This is a genomic window from Hymenobacter puniceus, assembly GCF_014333525.1.
Lineage (GTDB): Bacteria > Bacteroidota > Bacteroidia > Cytophagales > Hymenobacteraceae > Hymenobacter.
Map to the genome: position 1 here is coordinate 320,269 of NZ_JACSCX010000002.1, position 12,409 is coordinate 332,677.

General features: G+C 60.8%; 11 protein-coding genes. 8 read left to right on the forward strand and 3 right to left on the reverse strand.

Annotation, left to right across the window (positions count from 1 at the left end):
- Positions 1 to 25: 25 nt before the first annotated feature.
- The gene (locus H8B14_RS06445; RefSeq protein WP_187314798.1) at positions 26 to 2,053 is read right to left on the reverse strand and encodes a DUF3857 domain-containing protein; all 2,028 of its coding nucleotides are present in this window, start codon (positions 2,051 to 2,053) and stop codon (positions 26 to 28) included.
- A gap of 138 nt (positions 2,054 to 2,191) precedes the next feature.
- Positions 2,192 to 3,385, reverse strand: coding sequence for an MFS transporter (locus H8B14_RS06450; RefSeq protein ID WP_187314799.1), 1,194 nt, complete (start codon positions 3,383 to 3,385; stop codon positions 2,192 to 2,194).
- Positions 3,386 to 3,573: 188 nt separating this feature from the next.
- On the opposite strand from H8B14_RS06450, the gene H8B14_RS06455 reads away from it, so the two are divergent.
- Positions 3,574 to 5,277 carry a catalase gene (locus H8B14_RS06455; RefSeq protein ID WP_187314800.1) on the forward strand — a complete coding sequence of 568 codons (1,704 nt, stop codon included), beginning with the start codon at positions 3,574 to 3,576 and terminating at the stop codon, positions 5,275 to 5,277.
- 214 nt (positions 5,278 to 5,491) lie between these two features.
- On the opposite strand, the gene H8B14_RS06460 is transcribed toward H8B14_RS06455, so the two are convergent.
- Positions 5,492 to 7,018, reverse strand: coding sequence for a hypothetical protein (locus tag H8B14_RS06460; RefSeq protein ID WP_187314801.1), 1,527 nt, complete (start codon positions 7,016 to 7,018; stop codon positions 5,492 to 5,494).
- A 155-nt stretch (positions 7,019 to 7,173) separates the two neighbouring features.
- Between H8B14_RS06460 and H8B14_RS06465 the strand changes: the two genes are divergently transcribed.
- From H8B14_RS06465 to H8B14_RS06495, 7 genes are all read left to right on the forward strand, one after another.
- Positions 7,174 to 9,054 carry an ABC transporter ATP-binding protein gene (locus tag H8B14_RS06465; RefSeq protein WP_187314802.1) on the forward strand — a complete coding sequence of 627 codons (1,881 nt, stop codon included), beginning with the start codon at positions 7,174 to 7,176 and terminating at the stop codon, positions 9,052 to 9,054.
- Positions 9,055 to 9,204: 150 nt separating this feature from the next.
- Positions 9,205 to 9,471 carry a hypothetical protein gene (locus H8B14_RS06470; protein WP_187314803.1) on the forward strand — a complete coding sequence of 89 codons (267 nt, stop codon included), beginning with the start codon at positions 9,205 to 9,207 and terminating at the stop codon, positions 9,469 to 9,471.
- 98 nt (positions 9,472 to 9,569) lie between these two features.
- The gene (locus tag H8B14_RS06475; RefSeq protein WP_187314804.1) at positions 9,570 to 9,830 is read left to right on the forward strand and encodes a hypothetical protein; all 261 of its coding nucleotides are present in this window, start codon (positions 9,570 to 9,572) and stop codon (positions 9,828 to 9,830) included.
- 44 nt (positions 9,831 to 9,874) lie between these two features.
- Positions 9,875 to 10,324: a GNAT family N-acetyltransferase gene (locus H8B14_RS06480; protein WP_187314805.1), complete on the forward strand. Its 450-nt coding sequence runs from the start codon at positions 9,875 to 9,877 to the stop codon at positions 10,322 to 10,324.
- A gap of 92 nt (positions 10,325 to 10,416) precedes the next feature.
- Complete coding sequence (locus H8B14_RS06485) at positions 10,417 to 10,995, forward strand: hypothetical protein (RefSeq protein WP_187314806.1); 579 nt, start codon at positions 10,417 to 10,419, stop codon at positions 10,993 to 10,995.
- Between the two features lie 10 nt (positions 10,996 to 11,005).
- Positions 11,006 to 11,599 carry a hypothetical protein gene (locus H8B14_RS06490; RefSeq protein ID WP_187314807.1) on the forward strand — a complete coding sequence of 198 codons (594 nt, stop codon included), beginning with the start codon at positions 11,006 to 11,008 and terminating at the stop codon, positions 11,597 to 11,599.
- 104 nt (positions 11,600 to 11,703) lie between these two features.
- Positions 11,704 to 12,303 carry a DUF4136 domain-containing protein gene (locus tag H8B14_RS06495; protein ID WP_187314808.1) on the forward strand — a complete coding sequence of 200 codons (600 nt, stop codon included), beginning with the start codon at positions 11,704 to 11,706 and terminating at the stop codon, positions 12,301 to 12,303.
- Positions 12,304 to 12,409 lie beyond the last annotated feature (106 nt).

Sequence of the window (12,409 nt, forward strand, 5' to 3'; positions counted from 1 at the left end):
GTAACCAGGTGGCGCGCGTGGCCAGCTATTGTTTCTGCACTACCACCGGTTCTGCCATCTTCGCCAGTGCCTGGGCATAGAGGCTGCGCAAAGCGGCGTATTCAGCGGGCAGGTAGCGGGTTTTTCCCAGCAGCAGACGGCTCGAAATAACCAACGTTTGGGGTGTTGGACGCGTGATACCATAGATAAATCGCCCACCATTGCCAGGTAAGCTCAGGTTTACGCTGGCTGGCAGCGTGGTAGCGGCGTAGCCGGATGGTAGCGTTAGGGTTACCTGGTATTCGAGGCGGCGAGTGGTGGGCAGGTCCACAGGGTAGCGCCGGTCTTCGGTCTGAAAAGGTGAGGCACCAGAAGCCAGATGCTGCAGCGGCCGCACGTAGAGCAGTTGCGAGGGGGCCTCAGCTCCTGGGAGCTGGGCCGCCAGCACCAGCATCAGCGGCTGGTCGGGCGTAGTAGCCGACTCTTCCTGGCGCTTTACCGTCCAGTCGGGATGCTCCTTCTGCCATTGCGTAAGCAAAGCCGGACCCGCTGAGCGGGCCGGCGCCGCAGCGTAGCCGGCATATTCGTGCCGGATGGTGCCGGCCAGCGCCCCAGCCGCATCCAGCTGCAGCGTGGCCTGCGTGAACTGCAGGTGGGGCTGATTCGCTACCAAAGGCAGCCAGCGACCGGCCGGGCCCAGCAAGCGGCCTTGCCCGTTCAGGCATTGCTCGGGCAGCATAGCAGCAGGCAGGGAAGCATCGGTGGCATCGAGCAGCAGCTCCGTGCCATCGGGCAGCTGGCCGACATAGGCCACCACATAGTTGAACTGCGTCAGCACTGGCAGGTCGGTCTGAATCTGGCCATTGTCGCGGGTGCTCAGCAGCAAAGGCTGGGCATCTAATCCGGCGTCGCGCAGGGTCCGGATCAGCAACAGATTTACTTCTAGGGCACTGCCCCGGCGTAGCTCACACACTTTTTTCGCCGACTGACTTGCGTAAAGTCGGTTTTCGCCGTTGCACACTACGGTTTGCTGCACCAAAGCGCGTACAGCAGCAGCACGGGCCGCCGGGGCCGGATGGCTGGTGCGCAGGGCGTTGGCCGCTTCTGTAAGAGGCGTGCGCCCAGACAGGAAACCACCAAAATCAGCATCTTTCAGCAGCTCCTTCTCGATTTCGGGCCACGTCCCGGCCTGAAAGGTAGGGGCGCGGTCAGGGCCGAACTGAATACGTTCCAGCTCGAAATCCACCCGGCTCATGTAATCTTCGGGGGTAGTCAGGTAGGGCTCTTCGCGGAAGGCGGGCACGTCTTTTAGCACCCACCGCCGGTGTACGGCCTGGGTACTGACGCTGAGGCTCTGCCCCTGATTAAGTGAATTGCCGTGGCTGTCCTGCGGCGTTTGGTTGTAGGCAGTGGTGTAGGGCTGCGTGGTGCTTTCATTAAGCGTAAATGGCCAGTATGTATGGCTGACTTCCTTGTAGCGGAAAAACGAAGGCAGGATGACGCGGTACTCGCTCCAGCGCACCGGCACAGACTGCTGAAACCGCCAGCCCTGCAGGTTGTACAGAAAGCCGGAGCGCACTGTGTAGGTGAATTCGAGGATGGAGCCTTCGCGCACATCAGGTAGTGTGAAGGCATACTCATCCACGAAATCGGTGAGCTTGCGGCTGAACACGGCCTCGGTCCGCAGCAGCGTCTTGAGCAGCTTGCCACTGCCTGTTTCCAGGTTGTAGGTGATGCCCTTAAGTTGCATAAGCTTCTCCTTGGTTCCGTCGCGGTGATACAGCGGCACCCGCACAGTGGCCCAGTCGTAGCCGGCTTTGCGGTTGATGCGGATGCGCGTAGTACGCTCAAAAAGCAGCTCAAACCCATCGGTAGCGCCTACAATCCGGGATTGGCCGAAGTCGCACAGAACCTCCGCTACCGCAGAATCGGGAGCTACTGCCATGGCGAAGTCGTCTTTGGTAACCGTTCCGAACTTAATCGGCGGCGGTAATACTTTTTGGGCGGCCACGGGGCCGGCTAGCAGCAGGCCCAGGCAGAACAGCGCCACATGGCGCACCAGATTAAATGGCATGGAAGGAGATAATAAAAGAAAATAAAGTCACTGATAAGCCACGCAATCAATAGCTTCAGTTTTGTACTCTCCAAATATAGCAGGCCAATCTGCCGCCACCAAGAAAAACGCAGGCTGCCCGGAATACTACTGGTTTGCCTACGCGGCCACCGGCTGCTTGCTGCGCACACCTACCAGCAAATACAGCAGCGCCCCCAGCACCAGCGCCAGACTCATCCCATGCACGTAAGGCAGGCGCGAAAGCTGGTTGCTGAACAGCCAGCCGCCCAGCAGCGCGCCCAGCCCGATGCCGGCTTCCAGGGCAATGTACATGGTGGCCACCGCCCGCCCGCGCCGCTCAGGGTGGCTCAGGTCGATGGTCCAGGCATAGAGCGTAGGCGAGTTGAGGCCGGTAGCAAAGCCAAACAGCACCGCTGCACCCAGAAACAGCGGCACCGAGTGCTCCACCAGCGTCATCATGCCCAGCGACACAACCAGCAGCGCCGTAGACCAGCGCAACACCGGCACCCGGCCATACTTATCGGAGGCACGGCCAGCCACTAGGCGCACTACCAGGGAGGCCAGCGTGTAGCAGGTATAGAATAAGCCTTTGCTGTGCTCGGCGAGGCCCAAGGCTTCGCTCTGGTCAGGTACCACCGTCAGGATGGCCCCAAACGGGAACAAGCACAGCAGCGTCACGACGGCTGGGGCCATCACCTGCGGCTCCAGAATTTCGCCCCAGTTCAGGCGCAGCAGGCTCCAGCTGAACTTCTGGCGCTGGGCCTGGGGCAGGGTTTCAGTCATGGTGCCCTGCACCGCCAAGCTCAGCAGCGCCAAGCCCGACGAGCAATAGAACAGCGTGTTGAGCGAGGTGGCAGCCGTGATGAGCGGGCCCAGTGCCGGGCCGGCCGCCATGCCCAACGAACCCGCTACGCCCAACAGCCCCATAGCCTCGCCGCGACGTTCCAGCGGAATGATGTCGGCAATGAAGGCGGCGGTGCCGGTGGGCTTGAAGCCGGTGCTGAAGCCGTGCAGCAGCCGCAACCCCAGAAACCCCGCCACGGTGGTAGTCCACGGATAAAAGAAGCCGCAGATAAAGCACACCAGCGAGCCGAACACCATTACCGGAATGCGGCCCACAGTATCGGCCAGCTTGCCACTGAAGGGGCGTGAAATGCCGGCCGTAAGCGTAAACAGCGCAATAATGAACCCTTTGTAGTCGCCGCCACCCAGCCGCGTGAGGTACGCGGGCAGCTCGGGCAGCAGCATATTAAAGCTCATGAAAAAGAAGAACGACGACAGGCACATCAGCCAGAAGCCGGCGCTGTAAGTACGGGGATTGGTAGCGGGCATGGGCAGCAAAGGTACGGTTTGGCGGCGGGTGCGCTGGCCGGAACCACAGCCTATTCCGATTGATGTGAGCCCGCACGACAAAATTTTATAGGGTCTCTATTACAGGCTAGTGGAGAATTATTCTCCACTGGAAGGAACTTCCACGCCGAGCCAGTGTATATTGCAGGGTACAATTTTCCTTGTCAACTATGCATTCCAACCAGCCAGAACATCAGCAGAATGGGGCTAATGACGCCCAGTCGGGCACAGGTACGGCCGTAACCGGTGCCGGCACCTCCCACGACCCACGCACCGCCGCCGGCGAAAACGCCCAGACCCTGACCACCCGCCAGGGCCACCCCGTCACGGACAACCAGAACTCGCGCACCGTGGGCAACCGTGGCCCCGTGACACTGGAAAACTACCAGCTGCTCGAGAAAATCAGCCACTTCGACCGGGAGCGTATTCCGGAGCGGGTGGTGCACGCCCGCGGCGCCGGCGCTCACGGCGTATTCACTGCCTACGGCACTGTTGGCGACCAGGCCATCGAGAAATACACCCGCGCCAAGCTGTTCAATACCAAAGGCAAGGAAACGCCGGTGTTTGTGCGCTTTTCCTCAGTAATCCACGGCGGCCATTCGCCCGAAACCCTGCGCGACCCACGTGGCTTCGCCGTGAAGTTCTACACCGAAGATGGCAACTGGGACTTGGTAGGCAACAACCTGAAAGTGTTCTTTATCCGCGACGCCCTCAAGTTTCCGGACATGGTACACTCGCTGAAGCCCGACCCGGTAACCAACCGCCAGGATGGTGGCCGCATCTTCGACTTCATGAGCAACACACCCGAGTCGGTGCACATGCTCACGTTCCTGTTTTCGCCTTGGGGCATTCCGGCCAACTACCGCCAGATGGAAGGCTCGGGCGTGAACACCTATAAGTGGGTGAACAAAGACGGCGAGGCCCAGCTAATCAAGTACCACTGGGTGCCGAAGCAGGGTGTGAAAAACCTCACCCAGCCCGAGGCAGATGCCATTCAGGCCACCAACTTCAACCACGCCACCCAGGATCTGTACGACGCCATTGAGGCCGGCAACTTCCCCGAGTGGGAGTTCTGTGTACAGATGATGCCCGACGGTGAGCACCCCGAGCTGGACTTCGACCCACTGGACGACACCAAAATCTGGCCGGAAGACCAGTTTCCACTGCTGCCCGTGGGCAAGATGGTGCTCAACCGCAACCCCGAAAACTACTTCGCTGAAGTAGAGCAGGTGGCTTTCGGTACCGGTGTGCTGGTAGATGGCCTCGACTTCTCCGACGACAAAATGCTGCAGGGCCGGACATTCTCGTACTCCGACACGCAGCGTTACCGCGTAGGTACCAACTACCTGCAGCTGCCCATCAATGCGCCCAAAAAGCACGTGGCCACCAACCAGCGCGACGGCCAGATGACGTTCCATGTGGATACGGCCCCCAACCAGAACCCGCACGTCAACTACGAGCCGTCGTCGCTGAATGGCCTTACTGAGTCGCCGAAGGCTGGCAAAGACCACGAGCCAGTATACAACGCGCCGCTGATCCGCCAGAAAATCAGCCGCTCCGGCGACGTGGATTTCCAGCAGGCCGGTGCCCGCTGGCGCCAGCACGATGAGCGGGAAAAAACCGACCTCATCAACAACCTGACCGATGCGTTGAGCGCCGCTACCACCGAAATCCAGAACCGGATGGTGGAGCTGTTTACGAAGTGCGACGCCGACTACGGCCAGCGCCTGCGCCAGAGCCTCGACGCCGCCGCCAAGAACCCCAGCCCGGCTACCAGCCGCTACATGGGCCGCCGCGTAGCTAACGGCCACAATGGTTCCGCCCAAAACGGCGTAGCTGTTGCTCAGTCAGAACTGGCCGAGCAGGAAAAGTAAGCCCAGGGCTTTAGCCCGGTGAATGGCCAACGGCCCCGTCTCCTCAGAGGCGGGGCCGTTGTGCGTTTGGGTGGCAGCTCAATCTGTAAAAAGAACGGCACATGCCTGTGGCACAGACTTTAGCCCGTAGCTCGTCAGTGCCAAGTAAGCTGCAGTATATCAGCAGGCTACAGCCGAAAAGCCGGAGTAGTGAATTGAAAGTGTGCCACTCCTTTTAAATGTCATCTGACGGAGCAGCCAGCGTATCCATCACCTCGTCGGCTGCGGGTGTCACCACAGAATCGGCGGCGAGCTGCGCCAGCTCTTCAGCCACGATGATGGAATCGGCAGTGGCGGCTTCGGCCGGCGTAAGGCGGATGGTGTCGGGCTGAATGTCGAACAGGGTAGGAGCGGCGGCTTCTGTGTTATCGTCGGGGTTGTCGTCGGGGCGGCGGATATCCGGCGACGTACTAGCGGGTTTGCGAAGTAAGCTTGGCAGTTGCGTCGCGCCCCAGATACCAACACCGGCCAACAGTGTTACGGCGCCAGCCAGCAACACACGCGGCCACTGCAAACGCCAGGAAGCGCCGGTTGCGGGAGGGCGCGGGGCCGCCGGCCGCCGGACTGCCGGGGTACGGGCCGGAACCGGTGCACTGGCAGCAGGCATTGAAGCAGCTGTTGGGGCCGCGGATGGCATTGGTGCAGTAGTCGGGCGGTCCTGCAACTGCTGCAGTTGCTGGCTTAGCTCCCGAATCCGTGCGTCTAGCGCGCGGTTGCGGGCTTCCGACTCGGCGCGAGCCACGCGGATGGCTTCTTCCAGAGCCGCTTTCTCGCGGGCTTCGGTGGCCAGCTGGGCTTGCAGGCGGGACGTTTCGGGGGCGGCGGCGGAAGCATCAGTAAGTTGCTGGCGGAGTTGAGCAATGGTTTGGTCGCGGGCCGCTTCGCGGATTTGCAGGTCCTGCGTTTGCGCACTCACTTCGGCCCGAATCTGCACGCGGATTTGCTCTAATCGGGCTTTCTCCTGCTGACTATCGGCTAAGGCATTGGGCACCGCCAACGGCGCAGCGGCGCTGTAGGGTGGGTCGGCGGATACGTCTTCGGCGCCCAGCCAACGCCAAAGCTGCCGGGCTTTGCGGGTCAGCAGGTCGTCGGTATCGTCGGCTTCCTGCATACGTTCTTCCGGCAAGTCGTCGGGCTGCAGCAGAGCCGTGGCCCAGGCATCGAGCGTGTCAGTTGGCAACCACTGCGACTTGTCTGCTGGCATCTGCTGAAACTCGCGGAGCACCAGCGCCGGCTGATGCACTAGCCGAAACCGGTTGGTGGTGGGCAGCATCTGCAGCTGTTTCTGCAGTCCATTTTCGAGGTGCAAGACGTTTTGGAAAACGGCCATGGCCCCAATGGTTTCAAGCGCAATGGCCGGTAGCAGCGGCTGCTCGGCCAGCCATGCCGCCAGCGCTGGGCGTTGCCGCTGTAGCCGCTGGTAAGGGTTGTCGGAGCCTGAAAAGTTAGGCAGCTGCTGGCCGTCGAGCAGCCACGGACCGTGCGCGAAGTTGGCGGCGCTTAGGTGCTGGCCGCCGGGCAGCAGCTGCAGCACGGCTACGCCCCGGGGCATCAGTAGCACAGCATCCAGCAGCTCACCGTCTAACGCTAAGTTCAGCAGCAGCACGCCTCCGTCGAGAGCAGACAAGCTTTCCTGCAGGGCTTCGGCGCGAGCTTCGGCCGCCGGACTGGCGTAGGGTTCAAACAGAAGGCTGTGCAGCATGGCAGCAGAAGAAACGGCGGATATCCAGGTAAAAGTACGGGCCAGCCATCCGAAGCGGCTAGGATGTAATTTACGTACCCGAAATAGTCCGCTGAATAGCTGCCAAAACGGCGGCTCCCTGCACTGCGGCCCGAAGTGTGCCGTACAGCCGTCATATGGCTCGTTCTGATTCTTTCTTTTCCACGATTTCCGCTAAAAAGCCCCGCCCCGACGGCAAGCCGGCGCTCACAGTGCGGGAGCGGTTTTCGGCACTAAAAAATCTTCCCGCCTTCCTGCGCCTGATCTGGCAGACCAGTCCGGCGCTGGCCCTCGGCAATATGGCGCTACGCCTGTTGCGGGCAGCCCTGCCGGTGGCTATGCTGTATGTGGCTCAGCTGATTCTCGACGCTGTGGTGCAGCTTAGTGGGCAGCCCGTGGAGGCGCGCCAGCTCACGCCGGTGCTGTCGTTGGTGGCGCTGGAATTTGGCCTCGCCATCTTCTCCGACGCGCTGGGCCGCGGTGTGGCCCTGCTCGACTCGCTGCTCGGCGACCTGTTTTCCAACCAGTCGTCGGTGCGCATCATGCAGCACGCCGCCGAGCTCGACCTCGACCAGTTCGAGGACAGCGCTTTCTATGATAAGCTGGAGCGGGCACGCCGCCAGACTCTGTCGCGCACCGTGCTGATGTCGCAGGTGCTCAGCCAGGCCCAGGACGCCATTACGATGGGCTTTCTGGCCGTGGGCCTTGCGGCGTTCAACCCGTGGCTGCTGCTGCTGCTGTTGGTGGCGGTGGTGCCGGCTTTCCTAGGCGAAAGCCACTTCAATGAGCGCAGCTACTCGCTGGTGCATGGCTGGACGCCCGAGCGGCGCGAGCTGGACTACCTGCGCCAGACCGGTGCCTCCGACGAAACGGCCAAAGAGGTGAAGATTTTCGGGCTCTCAGGCTTCCTGATTGACCGGTTTCGCACGCTCTCCGATGACTTCTACCAGAAAAATAAGGACCTCGTGATTCGACGGGCTGGCTGGGGCGCGTTTTTCGCGGCGGTGGGTGCGGCCGGCTACTATGCTGCCTACGTGTACATCATCAGCGAAACGGTGCGCGGGCGCGTCAGCATCGGGCAGCTCACGTTTCTGGCGGGCTCGTTTGCCCGCATGCGCGGCCTGCTGGAAGGCATTCTGAGCCGGTTCAGCGCCGTGGCGGAAGGCGCGCTGTATCTGCAGGATTTCTTTGATTTCTTTCGGCTGCAGCCCCGCATTATCCGCGCCGACGATGCGCGCTCGGTGCGGCCATTTCCGCGGCCTATTCAGCACGGATTTACCTTTGAAAACGTCGGCTTTAAATATCGTAATGCTGAAAAATGGGCGCTGCGCAACCTGAACTTTCAGCTGCAGGCCGGCGAAAAGCTGGCGCTGGTAGGCGAAAACGGCGCCGGCAAAACTACACTCGTCAAGCTGCTGGCGCGCCTCTACGACCCCACCGAAGGCCGTATCCTGCTCGATGGCCACGACCTGCGCGAGTATGACCCGGCCGAGCTGCGCCAGGAAATCGGAGTGATTTTCCAGGATTTCGTGCGCTTTCAGCTGCCGGCCGGCCAGAACCTGGCCGTGGGCCGCATCGAGGAGAAAGGCAACCAGCCGCGCATCGAGCAGGCCGCCCAGCAAAGCCTCGCCGACTCCGTCATTGCCAAGCTGCCCGGCGGCTACGAGCAGATGATTGGCCGCCGCTTCAATGGCGGCGTGGATTTGAGCGGCGGCGAGTGGCAAAAGATTGCGCTGGGCCGCGCCTACATGCGCGACGCCCAGCTGCTTATTCTCGACGAGCCCACCGCTGCCCTCGACGCCCGCGCCGAATACGAGGTGTTCCAGCGCTTCAAGGAGCTGACCCAGGGCAAAACCGCCGTACTCATCAGCCACCGCTTCAGCACTGTGCGCATGGCCGACCGGATTCTGGTCATTGAGAACGGGCAGTTTCAGGAGATTGGCAGTCATGAGGAGCTGCTAACCCGCAACGGCCGCTACGCCGAGCTGTTCCGGCTGCAGGCGGCGGGGTATCAGTAGATGATTGGCGAAGTCAGGAAACGGAGGTATGTTGCAGCAGGCTTGCCAACAGGGAGTTGCATGCCGCGAATACGAGCATATGAGTTGTCGTTGGGCGGGGGCTGACTGCCTCAACTGACTATCTTTCTCACTACCAAGCAGTAAAACGATATGTCGGCTCAGCAGGATTACGCGAAGCTCACCCTCGAAGAGTTGTTGAGTGAGGAGAAAAAGATCAAACGAAATGAAGCCTTTGCCGCTGGATTTATAGGGTTTCTGGTGGGGATTATGGTGTATGGGATTGTGAGAAATGGGTTTGGCTTTTTGTATATCGCCATTCCCCTGGCCATGATAGTTCTGATCTACCGGAATTCACAGAGTCAGAAACAAGCCCTTCAACAGATCCGAGCGGAAATCAGCCTCCGCAACCGGGGCTAGTGGACTGTGCCTGTAGTGCAGGACAGGCGGCAACCCGTAGTATCATACTTGTGCGACTTGGCAAAATCCCTGCTCGCCTAACTTTCACTGAAACCCCAATGACTAAAAACAGCATCAGCGAAGACCTCACACAGCTCACGTTGGAGGAGCTTCGTGCCAGAAAAAATAAGCTGAAAGGCACCATCATCGGGCTCGGGTTGGTGATGGGAGTGGCCGTAGCTATTATTCTGTATGTAGTAGTAAAAAAAGGTAATTACGGCCTGCTGGTGGTCGGCCTCACCTCGTTTATCACCCTGATGCCAAGTGTTATAGCGCTGAACAACATCAACGATGAAATAAGGGCACGCAACGCTGCATAGAAGCTGCATGCCTGAGCTATTGCAACAGTGCTGCCTGGGGTTCTATGAAGATTACGTATTTATTCCACCCGCATTGCTCTGTTGAAACGCAAGCCGCAATTGCCGCACTACTAGCCACCGCCCTCGAAGCCCCAGCTGCCGAGCTACTCGCCGACCTGCACTACCAGCAGCAGCACCAGTTGGTGCAAGCGTGGCTGGCATACGTGGATGGCCAGCTGGTAGGCTGCAAGCTGGGCTACGAACGGAAGCCGGGCCACTACTACAGCTGGCTGGGCGGCGTACACCCCAGTTTCCGAGGCCAGGGCATTGCCGCCGAGCTGATGCGCCGCCAGCACGCCTGGAGCCAAGCGCAGGGCTACCGCGCCGTGCGCACTCACACCTACAACCGCTGGCGGGCCATGCTCCTGCTGAACCTGCACCACGGCTTCGACATCATCGGCACGGTGCAGGGCCCGCACGGGCTGACGATTGTGCTGGAAAAGGAGCTGAACTGATTTTTCTCTGCTTTTGCGGATTATTCTGCAACCTGCTGCCTGTAGCTTGTCTCCTGTTAATCAGTATCCGCTACCACTATCTATTCTCCACCATGCGAAAAAAATTACTTCTGCTCGGGGCGCTTACCCTGGTGCTGCCCGCCTGCAACCTGCTGTGCGGCGACTGTTGCGACCTGCGCCCACCCGGCAACTACGATATAACGGGCACCCTGCTAGTGGCCCTAGGTACCAGCACCGGCCGTACTGCCACAGTTTTGGCAGCCAATGCGCCGGTCAGGGCCATGGAGCTGCGGCTGCAGCTGGGCCTCGACACGCGGATGGTGGCGGCCCACAGGCCGGTAGGGGTCAGTGGTGTGGCCTATGCCTGCTCACCCCTGGAGCCGGGTTTCACCGAGCAGCTCGATTCGCTGGCCATCACCAGCCGGTTTGATTTCGATGCCCTGCACCCCGCTGGCACCTCCCTCAACGACGTGCTGACCACCTTCGACTGGTCGGAAAGCCTAAACGACTACCTGCGGGTGCAGGCGGGCCGCCCAGAGGTGGCCTTACCGCTGCTCACACTGCGTGCGGTGCCGGCGCAGGCCGGGCCTCAGCAGTTCCGGGTGTTCTACCGCCTCACCAACGGCGAAGAATACACGGCCGAAACCCTACCTGTCACCATTCAGCTTTAAGCCCGCCGCCATGCGCCTCAGGAATGCTTTGGTGGCCGCAACTGCGCTGCCGGCAGTTCTGGCCGGGGCCGCGCTACTGCCCGCCTGTGCTGATGCCGACGACGCCTGCCGCTATGACGCGGTACCGCGTTTCTACCGCACCCAAGCTGTGGAACTATCTGCGAGCAGCCAGCGCACTGGCCAGCCACTGACCTCCAACGAGCCGGTAGCCGCCGCTGATTTGCTGCTGGCCGTGCAGTTCCAGAAAGCTTACTACGGCAACCAGCCCGCCCGGCACTGGCAGCTGCTGCCCGCAGCCCACGCCTGCCCACCCGCACCCGCACCCGGCTACCTGGGCACGCCACAGGTGCTCGACTCGATGGTGGTGCGCAGCCGCTATGCCTACGACGCGCAGCATCCGGCCGGGGCCTCCCTCAACGACCTGCTGCTGGAAACTGACACTGGCCAGCCGCTGCCGGCCCGTGCCAGCCGCAGTGCCGAGCCGCGGCTGCAGTTGCGGGTGCCACCTGCCGTAGCCGGTCCTCAGCAGTTTGTGGTGCGCTACCGTTTCGCTGATGGCACCATGTATAGTGCGCAAACGCCTGTACTGCAGCTGAACCGTTAGCACAAGGCCAAAATTTTGTACGCTCTCTTCCTTCTGAGTATCAAGTCGTAAGCCGGCAGGAGTTTCGTAACTTGAAAATAGTGTCACCCATTTCAACGTTACGCATGAAACCAACTTTTACGCTACTGGCAATGAGCCTGGCTATGGCACTATCCGGCTGCTTTGCCGCCCGCCAGGCCCGTATCGACTCCGATTACAGCTATACCGGCAACTTCCGCCGCTACCGAACCTACGAATTTGTGACCGGCGACGGCCTGTCCGCCGATTCCAGCCGGCTCGGTGAGGCCGTCCGCGACGCCATTCGTACGCGCCTGAAAGTGCAGGGCTACAAATCCAACAAGCGCCGCCCCGATTTGCTGGTAAACTTCCGGGTATTCGAAGGCGACATGAAGTTTCGAGGCTACATGCAGGAGGATATCAGCCGTTGGGTGAAGGAAGAAAAGGTGGAAGACGAGGAAACGCCCGCTGATAACCGCCAGGGCTACCAGCCCCAACGCATTCTGCTGGCCGAAGGCACCCTGCTCATCACCCTGATTGACAACCGCACCAACCGGGCAGTATGGAACGGCTACGCCTCCGGCGTAACCGTGCCCAACGGCCCCCAGGGTGAACTGGTGCTCCGCCGCTCCGTGCGCTCCATCTTCGACCAATACCGCGTCTTCACCGAAGGCTACCTCGAAGGCAGCCAGATGTCGGAGAACTAAGGTCAAAAACGACAGTAATAAGAACGTCATTCCGAGCGGAGCGAGGAATCTCGCTAGTATGGTATAATCACTACACTAGCGAGATTCCTCGCTCCGCTCGGAATGA

Coding starts and splice junctions, on each gene's coding strand:
- H8B14_RS06470 (WP_187314803.1), top strand. CDS start 9,205: ATGTCGGCTCAGCAGGATTACGCGAAGCTCACCCTCGAAGAGTTGTTG.
- H8B14_RS06455 (WP_187314800.1), top strand. CDS start 3,574: ATGCATTCCAACCAGCCAGAACATCAGCAGAATGGGGCTAATGACGCC.
- H8B14_RS06495 (WP_187314808.1), top strand. CDS start 11,704: ATGAAACCAACTTTTACGCTACTGGCAATGAGCCTGGCTATGGCACTA.
- H8B14_RS06480 (WP_187314805.1), top strand. CDS start 9,875: ATGAAGATTACGTATTTATTCCACCCGCATTGCTCTGTTGAAACGCAA.
- H8B14_RS06490 (WP_187314807.1), top strand. CDS start 11,006: ATGCGCCTCAGGAATGCTTTGGTGGCCGCAACTGCGCTGCCGGCAGTT.
- H8B14_RS06460 (WP_187314801.1), bottom strand. CDS start 7,018: ATGCTGCACAGCCTTCTGTTTGAACCCTACGCCAGTCCGGCGGCCGAA.
- H8B14_RS06475 (WP_187314804.1), top strand. CDS start 9,570: ATGACTAAAAACAGCATCAGCGAAGACCTCACACAGCTCACGTTGGAG.
- H8B14_RS06445 (WP_187314798.1), bottom strand. CDS start 2,053: ATGCCATTTAATCTGGTGCGCCATGTGGCGCTGTTCTGCCTGGGCCTG.
- H8B14_RS06465 (WP_187314802.1), top strand. CDS start 7,174: ATGGCTCGTTCTGATTCTTTCTTTTCCACGATTTCCGCTAAAAAGCCC.
- H8B14_RS06485 (WP_187314806.1), top strand. CDS start 10,417: ATGCGAAAAAAATTACTTCTGCTCGGGGCGCTTACCCTGGTGCTGCCC.
- H8B14_RS06450 (WP_187314799.1), bottom strand. CDS start 3,385: ATGCCCGCTACCAATCCCCGTACTTACAGCGCCGGCTTCTGGCTGATG.